This is a genomic window from Rhodococcus oryzae, assembly GCF_005049235.1.
Lineage (GTDB): Bacteria > Actinomycetota > Actinomycetes > Mycobacteriales > Mycobacteriaceae > Rhodococcus_G > Rhodococcus_G oryzae.
Genome location: NZ_SUMD01000001.1, coordinates 651,538 through 666,465, shown reverse-complemented (window position 1 = coordinate 666,465; position 14,928 = coordinate 651,538). Strand labels below are relative to the sequence as shown.

Genomic DNA, 14,928 nt, shown 5'->3' with positions numbered 1-14,928 from the left:
TCAGTCAGATATGTCGCGCAATTGTTCTAACGCCGCTCGCTTGGTAAATAGGAGGCCGACATGGACATGCCGCCCGAGGCTCGTCGCCACATCGCAGAGGATCACATCGCCTGGTTGACCACCGTCACCGACAGCGGAGCGCCCGCACCGAACCCGGTCTGGTTCGTGCCGGACGGTGACGATCTGGTGGTGTTCAGCGCCCCTGGATCGCGGAAGGTGCACAACATCGCCGAGCGACCGACGGTCACCTTGAATTTCAACTCCGACCCGCACGGCACCGACATCGTCGTCATCAACGGCACCGCGTCGGCGACGCCGAACAAGCGATCGAGCGGCCTGCGCGCCTATCTCGACAAGTACGAGGCCAGCATCACCGGCGAGCTCGGGACGACGGTCGAGGAGATCGACCGGGTCTACAGCACCGAACTACGGATCACGCCGACCCGCGTGCGTATGACGCCCCCCGCCTGATCGGGGCCGAGTAGCAGACCGGGTACGGCAAGCGCTCGGCCACCGGCACCCGTGACCGTCTGTGGGTGGGGGCAGGATGGCCACATGGCACCGGAACACCCCGAGGAATTCGTCGGCGAGGACTTCTCGGACGCGCGTTTGCCGCGTCAGAGTTGGCAGGATCGGCACTACACCGGCTGCAACTTCCGGGACGCGGACCTGAGCGAGCTGCGCACGGAACGCGTCGTGTTCACCGACTGCGATTTCACCGGCGCGGACCTGTCCGGCTCGCATCACACGGTGACGGCGTTCCGGTCCTGCACGTTCATTCGGACGCGGCTGTGGCACAGCGTGTTCCGGAGTTCCAGCCTGCTCGGTTCCAACTTCCAGGACTGCCGCATCCGGCCGATCGAGTTCGACGAGGTGGACTTCACGCTCGCCTCGCTCGGCAAGGCCGACCTGCGCGGGGTCAATCTCACCGATTGTCGACTGCGCGAGGCCAACCTCGTCGACGCCGACCTGCGGCAGGCCGTGCTGCAGTCCGTCGACCTGTTCGGCGCCCGCACCAGCGGCCTCCGGCTCGAGGGCGCGGACCTGCGCGGTGCGCACGTCGATGCGGCGCTGTGGACAAGCGCCAAGCTGGACCAGACGAAGATCGAGATGACGCAGGCAATCGCGATGGCCTCCGCGCACGGGTTGATCGTCGAGCCCTAGCGACTCCCGTCCGCCGCGATGTCGGCGTCCTTGGCCGCGGTGGCAACCAAGGTCCGCCGGTGCGGCGAGATGACCGCAGTCGCACACGAGACGAGCGGTCACGGCCCCGCCACACCCCCCTTCAGCCGCGAGCTCAACGCGGCCTTCGGTATCTCCAGGTCCGCCCGCATCTCATCGAATCGCGTCACGCCGTAGTGCGCCTCGCGCAGCGGGCCCGGCCTGCCTCAGCGCACGAACTCGCGCGCCAGCAGGTCCATCAGCAGGCCGTCGTCCCAGGTGCCCTCCTTGTTCTGCTCGTACTCGCGCATCACCCCGACGTCCTTGAAGCCCACCTTGCGGTAGCAGGCGATCGCGGGGGTGTTGGCGAGCTTCGGGTCGATGACCAGCCGGTGGAACCCGTGGTCATCGATCAGATGAGCGCAGATGACCCGCACCACCTCGGTGCCGAGGCCCCGGCCCTGCGTCCCGGATGAGAGGAACAGGTCCAGCCCGGCGTGCCGGTAGTCGGGGTCCGGTTCGCAATACCACTGCGCGAACCCGATGACCTGGTCGTCCTCCAGCACCGTGTACTTGACGGTGTCCGGCTCCTCGACCTCGGGCCAGTCGTCGTCGGGTATCTGCCACCATCGGCGGACGTCGGGCTGGCGGTGGATCTCGCGCAGCCGGTCGCGGTGTTCGGGGCGGATCGCGGTCAGCACCACCCTCGGGCCGACGAGATCGGGTGCCTGTTCGGGAGTCGTTGCCATGCCATCCAGTCATACCTGAAACAATGGTGGCCGTGACTGCGACGATCCTGGATGGCAAGGCAACCCGCGACGAGATCTTCATCGATCTCAAAGCCCGAGTGGATGCGCTCAAGGCCAAGGGCATCACGCCCGGGCTGGGCACCGTCCTGGTCGGCGACGACCCCGGATCCGCCGCCTACGTGCGCGGCAAGCACAACGACTGCGCCAAGGTGGGGATCACCTCGATCCGGCGCGACCTGCCCGCCGACATCACCCAGGCCCAGCTCGAGGCCACCATCGACGAGCTCAACGCCAACCCCGAGTGCACCGGGTACATCGTGCAGCTCCCGCTGCCCAAGCACCTGGACGAGAACGCCGCGCTCGAGCGGATCGACCCGGGCAAGGATGCCGACGGGCTGCACCCGGTGAACCTGGGCCGTCTGGTGCTGGGCAAGGAGGCGCCGCTGCCCTGCACCCCCCGCGGCATCGTGCACCTGCTCCGTCGCTACGAGGTGCCGATCAACGGTGCGCACGTGGTGGTCGTCGGCCGTGGCATCACGGTCGGCCGGCCGATCGGTCTGCTGCTGACCCGTCGCAGCGAGAACGCCACGGTCACCCTCTGCCACACCGGAACCAAGGACCTCGCTGCCGAGGTCGAGCGCGCCGACATCATCGTGGCGGCGGCCGGGGTTCCGGGGCTGATCACCGCGGACATGGTCAAGCCGGGCGCCGCGGTGCTCGACGTGGGTGTCAGCCGGACCGCCGACGGTCTGCGCGGCGACGTCGACGACAGCGTCCGCGAGGTCGCGGGGTTCATCTCACCGAACCCGGGCGGCGTCGGGCCGCTGACGCGAGCCTTCCTGTTGACCAACGTCGTGGAGCGCGCGGAGCGGCTCGCGGCGGGCTCCGAGTAGAACCCGCGATGACCGCTCAGACGTCCGCACCGACGGCGAACCGTTGGGTGCGCTTCGCCCGTAAGAACCTGCCGCTGCTGGCGGTGTTCGCTGTGGTGCTCGTCGCGGTGGTCTTCGTGCTCGCCGACCGGTGGCGTCGCGGTGCCTTCGTCTTCGGGCTTGCGACGCTGCTGGCCGCCGGATTCCGGCTGTGCCTGCCCACCGAACGGGTCGGGCTGCTCGCGGTCCGGGGTCAGCGCTTCGACGTGGGGGCGCTGACCGCGGTCGGCACCGCGATCGTGTGGCTGGCGGTCTCGATCGATCCGTTGGGCACCGACTGAGGGGTGCCCTGATCGCGGCGCCCGTTGTTGCGGGCGCGCGCGAACGCGGTGCTGCCGCCGTCACGGCGGCAGCACCGCATCACGCTACTGCGGTGTTCACCCGGCTGGCCCTGGCCAGCGTCAAGGTCTCGTCGACCAGCGAGGTGACCCAGTCGACCTCGGTGAGGAAGCCGTCGTGCCCGGCGTCGGACCGCGCCACCCGCAGGCCGGCACAGCCCGGCAGCAGCTCCGCCATCTCCTGGAGTTGGCGAAGCGGCATGATCCGGTCCGAGTCGATGGCCCCGACGACCACCGGGACCGGGGTGGAGGCCAGCGCGGCCGCGATCCCGCCGCGACCGCGACCGACGTCGTACCGGTTGACGGCCTCGCTGAGCGCAACGTAGGAGCCGGCGTCGAAGCTCGTCACCAGCTTGTTCGCGCAGTACTCGAGATAGCTCTGTACCGCGAACCGGCCACCGGCCCAGATGTCCTCGCCCTGCTGTGTCGCGTTCTGGAACTGCAGGTCGAGGGCGGCCTCACCGCGGTACGACAGGTGCGCGAACCGGCGGGCGATGCTCAGTCCGGTGTCCGGGGTCCGGCCGGTGCCGTGGTAGTCGCCACCCTGCCAGTTCGGGTCCGTGGTGATCGCGTCGATCTGGGTGGTCTGGCTGCCGATATGGTCCGCGGTCGAGCGCGGACCGATCGCCAGCGCCAGGGCCGAGCCGACCCGGTCGGGGTGGCCCACCGTCCATTCGAGGGTTCGCATGCCGCCCATCGAACCGCCGATGACGGAGGCGAATCGTTTGATACCCAGCGCGTCGGCCAGCGCGAGTTCCGCCGCGACCTGGTCGCGGACGGAGACCAGGGGGAAGCGTGAGCCCCACGGCTTTCCGTCCGGGGCGGGCGAGGCCGGTCCGGTGGTGCCGCGGCAGCCGCCGAGGACGTTGGTGGCCATCACACACCATTCGTCGGTGTCGATGGGGGCGCCGGGGCCGACCATGCCGTTCCACCAGCCCGGCGACGGGTGCTCGTCGTCGGCGGGCCCGGTGACATGCGAGTCGCCGGTCAGCGCGTGCTCGACGAGCACGATGTTGTCGAGCGCAGCGCTCGGGGTGCCCCAGCACTGCACGGCGACGGTGACGTCCGGCAGGGTGCCACCGCCCTCTAAGCTGAGCGAACCGACGCTGATCTTGGTCAGACGCCCGTCCGTCGGCGGAAACGCGACGACGCTGCGGGTGGTGGCGTCGGTCGAGAGCCGCTCGACGGCGGTGCTGAGGTTGATCGTTGGTGTTGACACGGCGCCGATGTTATCGATCAAGCGTCCAGGATGAGGGCAATCCGGAAACTTTTCGCTGCTCTGATCCTGGTTGTCCGGCGGCGGCCCCGATGCGGCCGATTCTGGCCAGGTCCAGCGTCTCGCCGAGTAGCTTGGTGACCCATTCGGCTTCGGTGAGGAAGCCGTCGTGGCCGTATCGGGAGTTCACCACGCGCAGCCCGTCGCATCCGGGCAGATGCTGGGCGAGTTCCTCCTGCTGGCGTAGTGGGTAGAGCCGGTCGGAGTCGACGCCGCCGACGATCACCGGGACGGGTGTGGAGGCCAGGGCGGCCTCGATGCCGCCTCGGCCGCGGCCGACGTCGTGACGGTTCATCGCCTCGGTGAGCAGCACGTAGGTGCCGGGGTCGAAGCGGGCGACCAGCTTGTCGGCCTGGTGCTCGAGGTAGCTCTCCACCGCGTAGCGGCCGCCGTGCCAGGTGTCCTCGCCTGGTTGTGTGGTGTTGCCGAACCGGGTGTCGAGTTCGTCCTCGGTGCGGTAGGTCAGGTGCGCGATCCGTCGGGCGATCCCGAGTCCGGCGCGTGGTACCCGCCCCGTGCCGTGATAGTCGCCGCCCTGCCAGTCGGGGTCGGCGGTGATCGCGGCGATCTGGGTGGTCTGGGTGCCGATCTGGTCCGCGGTCGCCCGTGCCCCGACCGCGAGGATCAGGGCGGACCGGACGCGGTCGGGGTGGCCGACAGTCCATTCGAGGGTCCGCATGCCGCCCATCGAGCCGCCGACAACCGCCGCGAATTGGTCGATGCCCAGCGCGTCTGCCAGTGCGAGTTCCGCCTCGACCTGGTCGCGGATGGAGATCTCCGGGAAGCGTGAGCCCCAGGCCCGGCCGTCCGGGTCGAGTGAGGCGGGCCCGGTGGTGCCGCGGCAGCCGCCGAGGACGTTGGTGGCCAGGACGCACCATTCGTTGGTGTCAATGGGGGCGCCGGGGCCGATCATGCCGTTCCACCAGCCCGGCGACGGGTGCTCGTCGTCGACGGGACCGGAGACGTGTGAGTCGCCGGTCAGCGCGTGCTCGACGAGCACGATGTTGTCGAGGTCGGCGTTCGGCGCACCCCACGCCTGCACGGCGAGGGTGACGTCCGGCAGTACCTCGCCGCTCTCCAGTCGGAGTGCGCCGATACCGACCGTGACCAGGGAACCGTCGGTCGGGGGGAAGGCCTCGAGCGGCCGGGTGCCCGATGTTCGCATGACCGTCGTGGGGTGAGTCGGTAACGGAGTGGTCGAAATGGGATGGATCACAGGCGAACGCACGGCGCCGATCGTAACGAGATCGAGTCCACCAGAATGGTGATCACGAAAATCCGGTCGGCCCTGTGAGATTCGCCCTATTCGGCGGGTTTACGGCTCGCCCGGGCCAGCGCCATGGTCTCGCCGAGTAGCTTGGTGACCCATTCGGCTTCGGTGAGGAAGCCGTCGTGGCCGTATCGGGAGTTCACCACGCGCAGCCCGTCGCATCCGGGCAGATGCTGGGCGAGTTCCTCCTGCTGGCGTAGTGGGTAGAGCCGGTCGGAGTCGACGCCGCCGACGATCACCGGGACGGGTGTGGAGGCCAGGGCGGCCTCGATGCCGCCTCGGCCGCGGCCGACGTCGTGACGGTTCATCGCCTCGGTGAGCAGCACGTAGGTGCCGGGGTCGAAGCGGGCGACCAGCTTGTCGGCCTGGTGCTCGAGGTAGCTCTCCACCGCGTAGCGGCCGCCGTGCCAGGTGTCCTCGCCTGGTTGTGTGGTGTTGCCGAACCGGGTGTCGAGTTCGTCCTCGGTGCGGTAGGTCAGGTGCGCGATCCGTCGGGCGATCCCGAGTCCGGCGCGTGGTACCCGCCCCGTGCCGTGATAGTCGCCGCCCTGCCAGTCGGGGTCGGCGGTGATCGCGGCGATCTGGGTGGTCTGGGTGCCGATCTGGTCCGCGGTCGCCCGTGCCCCGACCGCGAGGATCAGGGCGGACCGGACGCGGTCGGGGTGGCCGACAGTCCATTCGAGGGTCCGCATGCCGCCCATCGAGCCGCCGACAACCGCCGCGAATTGGTCGATGCCCAGCGCGTCTGCCAGTGCGAGTTCCGCCTCGACCTGGTCGCGGATGGAGATCTCCGGGAAGCGTGAGCCCCAGGCCCGGCCGTCCGGGTCGAGTGAGGCGGGCCCGGTGGTGCCGCGGCAGCCGCCGAGGACGTTGGTGGCCAGGACGCACCATTCGTTGGTGTCAATGGGGGCGCCGGGGCCGATCATGCCGTTCCACCAGCCCGGCGACGGGTGCTCGTCGTCGACGGGACCGGAGACGTGTGAGTCGCCGGTCAGCGCGTGCTCGACGAGCACGATGTTGTCGAGGTCGGCGTTCGGCGCACCCCACGCCTGCACGGCGAGGGTGACGTCCGGCAGTACCTCGCCGCTCTCCAGTCGGAGTGCGCCGATACCGATGCCCGTCAACCGCCCGTTCGGCGGCGGGAACCCCGCGAGGGCCGGTAGGGCTCCCCGCGGAGGCCGCGCCGAACGGGCGTCTGAATCGGAGCGCACTGTCAAGATGCCGCCGCCGCGAGACCGGCCTCGAGATCGGCCAGGATGTCGTCGATGCCCTCGATGCCGACGGCGAGCCGCACCAGGCCCGGGGTCACGCCCGATGCCAGCTGCTCCTCGGCGGTCAGCTGCGAGTGCGTCGTGGAGGCGGGGTGGATCACGAGCGAACGCACGTCGCCGATGTTGGCGACGTGGCTGTGCAGGGTGAGGGCGTTGACGAAGCTCTTGCCCGCGTCGACCCCACCGGCCAGCTCGAACGCCACGATCGCGCCCGCACCCTTCGGCGCGAGCTTCTGGCCGCGCTCGTACCAGGGCGAGGAGGGCAGGCCGGCGTACGCGACCGAGGTGACCTCGGGCCTGGCCTGCAGGAACTCGGCGACCCGCTGGGCGTTCTCGACGTGCCGCTCGATGCGCAGGCTCAGCGTCTCCAGGCCCTGGCTGATGAGGAAGGCATTGAACGGCGAGACCGCTGCGCCCACATCGCGCAGGAGCTGCACGCGGGCCTTGAGCGCGAACGCGGGCGCGCCGAGGTCGGCGAACACCGCGCCGTGGTAGCTGGGATCGGGCGTGGTGAAGTTCGTGTGCCTGCCCTGGGTCCAGTCGAAGTTGCCGCCGTCGACGATGACGCCCGCGATCGCCGTGCCGTGCCCGCCGAGGTACTTGGTCGCCGAGTGCACCACGATGTCCGCGCCGTGCTCGAGCGGCCGGATCAGGTACGGGGTGGCGACCGTGTTGTCCACGATCAGCGGGATGCCGTTCTCGTGCGCCACCGCCGAGACACCGGGGATGTCGAAGACGTCGTTCTTCGGGTTGGAGATGGTCTCGCCGAAGAAGGCCTTGGTGTTCGGCTGGATGGCCGCACGCCACTGCTCGAGGTTGTCGGGGTCCTCCACGAAGCTGACCGTGATACCGAGCTTGGGCAGCGTGTAGTGGAAGAGGTTGTAGGTGCCGCCGTACAGGCGCGGGCTGGAGACGATGTGGTCGCCTGCCTCGGCCAGGTTGAGGATGGCGAAGGTCTCGGCGGCCTGACCCGAGGCGAGCAGGAGTGCCGCGACACCCCCCTCGAGCGCGGCGATCCGCTGCTCGACCGCGTCCTGGGTCGGGTTCATGATCCGGGTGTAGATGTTGCCCGGCTCGGCCAGTCCGAACAGCGCCGCCGCGTGATCGGTGTTGTTGAACGTGTACGAGGTGGTCTGGTAGATCGGCAAAGCGCGCGCGTTGGTTGTCGCGTCGGACGTCTGGCCCGCGTGGATCTGCTTGGTCTCGAAGCTCCAGGCCGCGGTCGGGTCGGTGACGGGGGTGTTCTCGCTCATGTGTTGTCTACTCCAAGAAATTGGGGGAGATCGGCGCAGCTCAGGCGCCAGGGGGCAAGAGTGGGACCTATCTGCGACAACAACACATGGTGAACCTCCGGTGGGTCGTGGCCCGGTTTGTGGGTCCGTCCCGACGGACCCGCGCTTGTCATCCGAATTTTTTCTCGGACAACCCGGTCATCACCCGGGGCACCCCACCGCGGATGGAGGGTTGCCGACCAGCTAGCCGGGGCTTGATGCTGGTACTCATGACCGCCCCCGATATTAGCGGCTCGGATCGAACGGCCGGTAGCTAGGGCGGCGTTTCGGTGTGACCGGGGCGCCTGCGAGACACGGCAACGGCGGGTGACCTGCATTACAGGGCTAGGCTCCTGGTCGCAATCATCAAGTTCTTGGCATCGCCCGAGTTTCGAGTACCTCGCAGGGAGACCGATAGTGAAAGCCGCCGCCACGGCGCTGACCCGAGGTCTCACCGCCCGGCACATCCGGTTCATCGCACTCGGCTCCGCGATCGGGACGGGACTCTTCTACGGCTCCGCCGCGGCGATCCAACAGGCCGGTCCGTCGGTGTTGCTGGCCTACCTGATCGGTGGCCTTGCGGTGTACATCGTGCTCCGTGCCCTCGGCGAGATGGCCGTGAGCAATCCCGTGTCGGGCTCCTTCGGCGAGTACGCGAGCAAGCACCTCGGGCCGCTGGCCGGGTTCATGACGGGGTGGACCTACACCTTCGAGATGATCGTCGTCTGCCTCGCGGACGTGACCGCCTTCGGCGTCTACATGGGGTTCTGGTTCCCCGACGTGCCGCGGTGGATCTGGGTGCTGGCGATCGTATTCTTCATCGGCGCGATCAACCTGCTCAGCGTCAAGGTGTTCGGCGAGCTCGAGTTCTGGTTCACGCTGATCAAGGTCGCGGCGATCGTGGCGATGATCGCCGCGGGTGTCGCGATCCTGATCTTCGGCTTCGGGATCCACGACACCAGCACGGGGATCAGCCAGCTGTGGTCCGAGGGCGGGTTCTTCGCGACCGGCTTCGGCGGATTCGTCGGCTGCTTCGCGATCGTCGTCTTCGCCTTCGGAGGGACCGAGATCATCGGTGTCACCGCGGGCGAGGCGCAGGATCCCGAGCGGACCATCCCGCGCGCGGTCAACACGGTGCCGATCCGGATCATGCTGTTCTACGTGCTGACCCTCGCCGTCATCATGGCGATCAACCCGTGGCAGAGCATCGGCACCGACGGCAGCCCCTTCGTGCAGATTTTCCAGGGCCTCGGCATCGGGCCCGCCGCGACCGTGCTGAACATCGTGGTGATCACGGCGGCGCTGTCCGCGATCAACAGCGACATCTTCGGCGCAGGCCGGATGATGTTCGGCATGGCGCAACGCGGGCAGGCGCCCGCGATCATGCGGCGGGTCTCGCGCAACGGCGTGCCGTGGATGACGGTGGTCATCATGATCGTGGCCCTGCTGGTCGGGGTGCTGTTGAACTACGCGATCCCGGAGTCCGTCTTCCTCGTGATCGCCTCCATCGCCACCTTCGCCACGATCTTCGTCTGGCTGATGATCCTGCTGTCGCAGTACCGGTCGCGGCGCCGGATGAGCGCGGAGGAGACGGCGGAGCTGAAGTTCCCGGTGCCGTTCTGGCCGTACGGGCAGATGTTGGCGATCGCCTTCTTGGTCTTCGTGATCGTCGTTCTCGCCTTCTCCGCGGACACCAGGGTGGCGCTGGTGGTCGGGGCCGTGTGGCTGATCCTGCTCACCCTCGCCTACTTCCGCTTTGTTCGTCCGCAGCCGGAATCGGAGCCGGAACTCGTGCATCAGCCGTCCTGACGGCGATTCCCCCGCGCCGCGTCCGATTCGGCGGGAGGATGTGAGCAGCAGCTCGCTTCCCGACGGAGGAGCCCGCGGTGGACAGTCCCGGACCGGTCTTGGTCGGCGTCGGCCCCCTGACGCCAGGCCAGGTGCTGCGTGTGGCCCGTTCCGACGCCGCGGTGGGGCTGTCGGATCAGGCCGTATCGGCCATGGCGGCGACCAGGGCGCACGTCGAGGCGCTCGCGCGGGACTTCGGTCCGGTGTACGGCGTGTCCACCGGTTTCGGCGCGCTGGCCACCCGGCACATCCCGCCCGAGCTGCGGGCCCAGCTACAGCGCAGCCTGATCCGTTCGCACGCCGCGGGGAGCGGTCCGGAGGTCGAACGCGAGGTGGTGCGCGCGATGATGCTGCTGCGCCTGGCCACGCTGGCGACCGGGCGCACCGGCGCACGACCCGCGGTGGCGCACACCTACGCCGCGTTGCTGTCGGCTGGGATCACGCCCGTGGTTCCCGAATTCGGCAGCCTCGGCTGCTCGGGCGATCTCGCGCCGCTCGCGCACACGGCGCTCGCGGTGACCGGGGAGGGCCTGGTCCGGGACGCCGCGGGGGAGCAGTTGCCTGCCGCCGACGCGCTGGCCGCGGCGGGGATCTACCCGCTGGCCCTCGAGGAGAAGGAGGGCCTCGCGCTCATCAACGGCACCGACGGGATGCTCGGCATGCTGGTGCTCGCCTGTGACGACCTGCGCCGGTTGTTGCCGCTGGCCGACATCACCGCGGCGATGAGCGTCGAGGGGCTGCTCGGCACGGACCGCGTGTTCGCCGCCGATCTCCAGGCGTTGCGCCCGCATCCCGGGCAGGCCGCGGCGGCGGCGAACATGGTCCGGCTGCTGGCGGGCTCGGAAATCGTCGCCAGCCACGCCACCCCCGACTGCCCCTTGGTCCAGGACGCCTACTCGCTGCGGTGCGCGCCGCAGGTCGCGGGCGCCGCCAGGGACACCCTCGCCCACGCCGAACGGGTCGCGGCGTGCGAGCTGGCGAGCGCCATCGACAACCCGGTGGTGACCCTCGACGGCCGGATCGAGTCGAACGGCAACTTTCACGGCGCACCGGTGGCATACGTGCTCGATTTCCTCGCGATCGTCGTCGCGGATGTGGCGGGCATGAGCGAACGCCGAACCGATCGGTTCCTCGACTCCGCGCGCAGCCACGGGTTGCCCCCGTTCCTTGCCGACGACCCGGGGGTGGACAGCGGGCACATGATCGCGCAGTACACCCAGGCTGCGATCGTCTCGGAACTCAAGCGGCTGGCGGCGCCTGCGAGCGTGGACTCGATCCCCTCCTCGGCCATGCAGGAGGATCACGTGTCGATGGGATGGTCGGCCGCGCGCAAGCTCCGCCGGTCGATCGACGGTCTGACGCGGGTGCTCGCGATCGAGGCGCTCACCGCGGCGCGGGGGCTCGACCTGCGGGCACCGCTGCGTCCGTCGCCGGCGACTGCCGCGGTGCGGGACGCGATCCGGGTCCGCGTCGGTGGACCCGGCCCGGATCGGTTCCTCGCCCCCGAGATCGGGGCCGCCGTCGATCTGGCGGCCTCGGGTGCGCTGCTGCGCAGCGCCGAGATGGTGGTCGGGGGTCTGGCCTGAGTCGACCGGGATCGGGTAGCCGACTACTCGTGACCCGCGCGGCGCCGGGGCACACGATGGGTACGCGGGCGAACCCGACTGTCGTTGTGAACGAGGTGGTCGTCATGGCTGTTACCCGCGCCGTGCCGAGCGAGCGCGCGACGAGCGATGAGGAAGCGTTGGTCGCCTCGATCTGGGCGACACGCGTCCGCTGGTCCCTCGTGGCCGACCGTCTCAAGAGGCGTATCGACATCGCCCGCGCGGCCGTGCTCTACCTCGGCGCCGCGGGCGCGATCGCGGCGACGGCGACCGCGACCTTCCTGCGGACGGCCGGCGTGGCCAGGGTCCCGGTCGCGGCTTTCGGCGCGGTGTGCCTGGCCATTGCGGCCGCCGTGACGGCCTTCCTGCTCACGCCCGACGCGGTCCGTCGCTGGGCCCGGGCCCGGGCCGCCTCGGAGGGCATCAAGCAACTGGTACTGAGATTTCGGGCCGGGGCCGCTCCCTTCGACGGCGCGGACGCGCCTGCGCGACTGGCCGCGGAGGTCGCTGAGATCGAGGAAGCCGTCGAGGACCTGCTGGCCCACGTCGCCGAGATCGACGATGACGACGCGGAGGTCCGCGACGCCGTCGTTCCGGGACCCATGACACCCGGCGACTACGTCCGGGAACGGGTGCAGGGTCAGATCACCGAGTACTACCGACCCCGGGCGCGCGAGTACGCGGGGCGGGCCCGGCGTCTGCGATGGTCGGCGCTCGGGTTGAGCGTGGCGACCGCGAGCGTCGCCGCCGTTGTCACGGTTCTCGCCGGCGACGCCGGCACCTCAGCGGGCGGCCAACCGTCATCCGGCGTCGCACCGTGGGTGGCCGTGCTGACGACGCTCGGGGGAGCGGTTGCGGCGCACCGAGCCGGCAGCAGATACGACTACCTCGCGATGAGCTACTCCGCCTGTGCGGGTCGGCTGGTTGGGCGCGTGAACGATTGGCGGACAAGCGGATCGCCCACCGACCCGGCCGCGTGGAAGGCCTTCGTCGACGACTGCGAGGGCGCGATCTCGGCGGAGAACGCGAGCTGGATGGCCAAGTGGTCCGAGCGAAAACTCGAAGTCGACTAGGCCTCGGCCTGCGGCGCCCGCCAGGTGACGACGCGATGGATCAGCCTCGCCGCGGTTCGTGCGGTCCGGTTGTCGAAGTCGAGCTTCGGATTGAGCTCCGCGACGTCGAGCAGTGCGAGCTTGCCGCTGCGCGCGACGATGTCGCACACCCGCTGGACCACCTCGAGCGGCACCCCGAACGCCGCGGGGGCGCTGACGCCGGGTGCGACGGACGCGGGCAGGACATCCAGGTCGATGGTCAGGTGCACCAGGTCGGCCGTCCGGAGGAACTCGTCGATGAACGACTCCACGGCGGGCAGGTTTGCCGCGCCGCAGTCGTCGTCGAGGAGGTACCGCACGCCGAGTGATACGGCGCGCGTGAACAGCGCCGCGGTGTTGCTCGGCTGCGCGATGCCCAGCACCGCGTAGTTCAGCAGCCGACCGCGCTCCGCCTCTGCGTCGGCCATCTGCCGGAACGGAGTCCCGGAGTTCGGCGCGGGATCGTCGCGGAGATCGAAGTGCGCGTCCAGGTTCAGCACCCCGAGCCGCGCGCCGGACATGCCCGCCGCCGAGGTCGACAGTCCGAGATAGCCTCCGTAGGCGACCTCGTGCCCACCGCCGAGCACCGTGACGAAATGGCCGGCGTCGAGCAACCCGGCCACCACATCGCCGAGCCGCCGCTGGCCGTCCTCGAGGTGACCCACGGCGACCGCCACATCGCCCGCGTCGAACACCCGGGTCGGCGCGGCGAGTGCCATCGACGCCAGCGCGTGACGTAGGGCGGTCGGACCCCTCGCGGCCCCCGGTCGTCCTCGGTTCCGCCGTACGCCCTCGTCGCTGCGGAAGCCGACCAGAACGGTTGCCCCTGGCGTGATGTCGGCGTGGAAAGCGGACATCGCCGAATGCCAGCGCAGGTGGTCGGGGCCGGGGCCGTCGTCGCGTCCCGACCAGGCGCCGGGAATGAGGTCCACCTTCGTCATCGTCGGTACCCGTCCTTCCACACCTCGTGGACCAGCGGCACACCCGGCCGGTAGGCCAGGTGCAGGTGCGTGGGCGCGTCCAGCGCGATCAGGTCGGCCTTCGCCCCGACCCGAATGTGCCCGATGTCGTTGCGCCGCAGCGCCGCAGCGCCGCCCGCCGTCGCGGCCCACACCGCCTCGTCCGGACTCAGGTGCATCTCGCGCACCGCCAGGGCGATGCACAGCGGAATGCTGGTCGTGTAGCTCGTGCCGGGGTTGCAGTCCGAGGCCAGCGCGACGGTGACGCCGGCATCGAGCAGTGCCCGGGCGTCGGGATACCGGTTGCGGGTGGAGAAGTCGGCGCACGGCAGCAGCGTCGCGACCGTATCGCCCGATGCCAGCGCCTCGACGTCCTCGCCGGTCACGAAGTTCACGTGGTCGACGGAGGCGGCGCGCAGCTCGACGGCGAGTCGGACCCCGGCGCCGGGGCCGAGTTGGTTGCCGTGCACCCGTGCCGTGAGGCCGGCGGCGATGCCCGCCTCGAGGACCGCGCGCGACTGGTGCTCGTCGAATGCGCCTGTCTCGCAGAACACGTCGATCCACCTGGCGTTCGGCGCGCACGCCGGGATCATCTCCGTACACACCATGCGCACGTACGCATCGGTGTCGCCGTCGAACTCGGGCGGGGTCAGGTGCGCGGCCAGCAGCGTCGTCTCGGGCGTGACCTCCGCGGCCACCTCGAGGCTCCGCAGTTCGTCGACGACCGACTGCCCGTATCCCGACTTGCATTCGATCGTCGTGGTGCCCGAGCGGACGGACTCGGCCACCAGGCGCGCGGCGGTCGCGCTCAGCTCGGCGTCCGTCGCGGCGCGGGTTGCCGCGACGGTGGTGCGGATGCCGCCCGCGGCGTAGGCGGTGCCCGCCATCCGGGCGGCGAACTCCTCGGCGCGGTCGCCGCCGAAGACGAGATGCGCATGGCTGTCGACGAACCCGGGCAACGCCGCCCGGCCTTCGAGGTCAACGGTGGCGTCCGCGCTGCCCTGTGGGATGTGGGCATGTGCGCCCACCCACTGGATGACGCCGTCGCCCAGCACCACGGCGGCGTCCCGGATGAGCCCGAGCCTGCCCTCGCCGGCCTCCGGGTCGTTGGTGACAAGGGTGCCGATGTTGTCGACGACCACCCAGGGGCTGATGCTC

At 69.9% G+C, this 14,928-nt stretch carries 14 protein-coding genes and 1 riboswitch; of the genes, 7 read left to right on the top strand and 7 right to left on the bottom strand.

From position 1 onward, the window contains the following. The first annotated feature begins 60 nt into the window (after positions 1-60). Both FCG67_RS03015 and FCG67_RS03010 read left to right on the top strand, forming a co-directional pair. The gene (locus FCG67_RS03015; protein WP_136906946.1) at positions 61-471 is read left to right on the top strand and encodes a pyridoxamine 5'-phosphate oxidase family protein; all 411 of its coding nucleotides are present in this window, start codon (positions 61-63) and stop codon (positions 469-471) included. 84 nt (positions 472-555) lie between these two features. Further along, positions 556-1,164 (top strand): pentapeptide repeat-containing protein, encoded by a 609-nt coding sequence (locus FCG67_RS03010; protein WP_136906944.1) that lies wholly within the window; start codon positions 556-558, stop codon positions 1,162-1,164. Between the two features lie 224 nt (positions 1,165-1,388). Here FCG67_RS03010 and FCG67_RS03005 read toward each other — a convergent pair whose 3' ends face one another. Beyond that, positions 1,389-1,910, bottom strand: a complete 522-nt coding sequence (locus tag FCG67_RS03005) for a GNAT family N-acetyltransferase (RefSeq protein ID WP_211243090.1) — start codon at positions 1,908-1,910, stop codon at positions 1,389-1,391. Between the two features lie 32 nt (positions 1,911-1,942). Here FCG67_RS03005 and FCG67_RS03000 point away from each other — a divergent pair, with 32 nt between their 5' ends. Both FCG67_RS03000 and FCG67_RS02995 read left to right on the top strand, forming a co-directional pair. After that, a complete protein-coding gene (locus FCG67_RS03000) occupies positions 1,943-2,803 on the top strand; it encodes a bifunctional methylenetetrahydrofolate dehydrogenase/methenyltetrahydrofolate cyclohydrolase (protein WP_179800460.1) in 861 nt (286 codons plus the stop codon). An 8-nt stretch (positions 2,804-2,811) separates the two neighbouring features. Continuing rightward, positions 2,812-3,123 (top strand): DUF3017 domain-containing protein, encoded by a 312-nt coding sequence (locus tag FCG67_RS02995; RefSeq protein ID WP_136906942.1) that lies wholly within the window; start codon positions 2,812-2,814, stop codon positions 3,121-3,123. 79 nt (positions 3,124-3,202) lie between these two features. Here FCG67_RS02995 and metX (FCG67_RS02990) read toward each other — a convergent pair whose 3' ends face one another. The 4 genes from metX (FCG67_RS02990) to FCG67_RS02975 all read right to left on the bottom strand — a co-directional run bounded on the left by metX (FCG67_RS02990) (position 3,203) and on the right by FCG67_RS02975 (position 8,250). Further along, entirely contained in the window at positions 3,203-4,384 is a 1,182-nt protein-coding gene (gene metX / locus FCG67_RS02990) for a homoserine O-acetyltransferase MetX (protein WP_425467791.1), read from the bottom strand. Positions 4,385-4,409: 25 nt separating this feature from the next. Beyond that, positions 4,410-5,621, bottom strand: a complete 1,212-nt coding sequence (gene metX / locus FCG67_RS02985; RefSeq protein WP_136906940.1) for a homoserine O-acetyltransferase MetX — start codon at positions 5,619-5,621, stop codon at positions 4,410-4,412. Positions 5,622-5,758: 137 nt separating this feature from the next. Continuing rightward, positions 5,759-6,937 carry a homoserine O-acetyltransferase MetX gene (metX, locus tag FCG67_RS02980; RefSeq protein ID WP_425467783.1) on the bottom strand — a complete coding sequence of 393 codons (1,179 nt, stop codon included), beginning with the start codon at positions 6,935-6,937 and terminating at the stop codon, positions 5,759-5,761. Between the two features lie 2 nt (positions 6,938-6,939). Next, a complete protein-coding gene (locus FCG67_RS02975; protein ID WP_136906936.1) occupies positions 6,940-8,250 on the bottom strand; it encodes a bifunctional o-acetylhomoserine/o-acetylserine sulfhydrylase in 1,311 nt (436 codons plus the stop codon). Positions 8,251-8,386: 136 nt separating this feature from the next. After that, positions 8,387-8,504: riboswitch (SAM riboswitch) on the bottom strand. Between the two features lie 181 nt (positions 8,505-8,685). On the opposite strand from FCG67_RS02975, the gene FCG67_RS02970 reads away from it, so the two are divergent. The 3 genes from FCG67_RS02970 to FCG67_RS02960 all read left to right on the top strand — a co-directional run bounded on the left by FCG67_RS02970 (position 8,686) and on the right by FCG67_RS02960 (position 12,793). After that, positions 8,686-10,077, top strand: a complete 1,392-nt coding sequence (locus tag FCG67_RS02970; RefSeq protein WP_136906934.1) for an amino acid permease — start codon at positions 8,686-8,688, stop codon at positions 10,075-10,077. Positions 10,078-10,154: 77 nt separating this feature from the next. Next, a complete protein-coding gene (hutH, locus tag FCG67_RS02965; protein WP_136906932.1) occupies positions 10,155-11,702 on the top strand; it encodes a histidine ammonia-lyase in 1,548 nt (515 codons plus the stop codon). A 104-nt stretch (positions 11,703-11,806) separates the two neighbouring features. Next, a complete protein-coding gene (locus tag FCG67_RS02960; protein ID WP_169310427.1) occupies positions 11,807-12,793 on the top strand; it encodes a DUF4231 domain-containing protein in 987 nt (328 codons plus the stop codon). Here FCG67_RS02960 and hutG read toward each other — a convergent pair. After that, positions 12,790-13,752 (bottom strand): formimidoylglutamase, encoded by a 963-nt coding sequence (gene hutG, locus FCG67_RS02955; protein ID WP_136906928.1) that lies wholly within the window; start codon positions 13,750-13,752, stop codon positions 12,790-12,792. The genes FCG67_RS02960 and hutG overlap by 4 nt on opposite strands. Then, positions 13,749-14,924, bottom strand: coding sequence for an imidazolonepropionase (hutI, locus tag FCG67_RS02950; RefSeq protein WP_136907188.1), 1,176 nt, complete (start codon positions 14,922-14,924; stop codon positions 13,749-13,751). The genes hutG and hutI overlap by 4 nt, the downstream gene beginning before the upstream one ends. Between the last annotated feature and the right edge of the window lie 4 nt (positions 14,925-14,928).

Bases quoted from the DNA above. Each gene is read 5' to 3' on its own strand.
- FCG67_RS03015 (WP_136906946.1), top strand. From the start codon at position 61: ATGGACATGCCGCCCGAGGCTCGTCGCCACATCGCAGAGGATCACATC.
- FCG67_RS03010 (WP_136906944.1), top strand. From the start codon at position 556: ATGGCACCGGAACACCCCGAGGAATTCGTCGGCGAGGACTTCTCGGAC.
- FCG67_RS03005 (WP_211243090.1), bottom strand. From the start codon at position 1,910: ATGGCAACGACTCCCGAACAGGCACCCGATCTCGTCGGCCCGAGGGTG.
- FCG67_RS02995 (WP_136906942.1), top strand. From the start codon at position 2,812: ATGACCGCTCAGACGTCCGCACCGACGGCGAACCGTTGGGTGCGCTTC.
- metX (WP_136906940.1), bottom strand. From the start codon at position 5,621: ATGCGAACATCGGGCACCCGGCCGCTCGAGGCCTTCCCCCCGACCGAC.
- FCG67_RS02975 (WP_136906936.1), bottom strand. From the start codon at position 8,250: ATGAGCGAGAACACCCCCGTCACCGACCCGACCGCGGCCTGGAGCTTC.
- FCG67_RS02960 (WP_169310427.1), top strand. From the start codon at position 11,807: ATGGCTGTTACCCGCGCCGTGCCGAGCGAGCGCGCGACGAGCGATGAG.
- hutG (WP_136906928.1), bottom strand. From the start codon at position 13,752: ATGACGAAGGTGGACCTCATTCCCGGCGCCTGGTCGGGACGCGACGAC.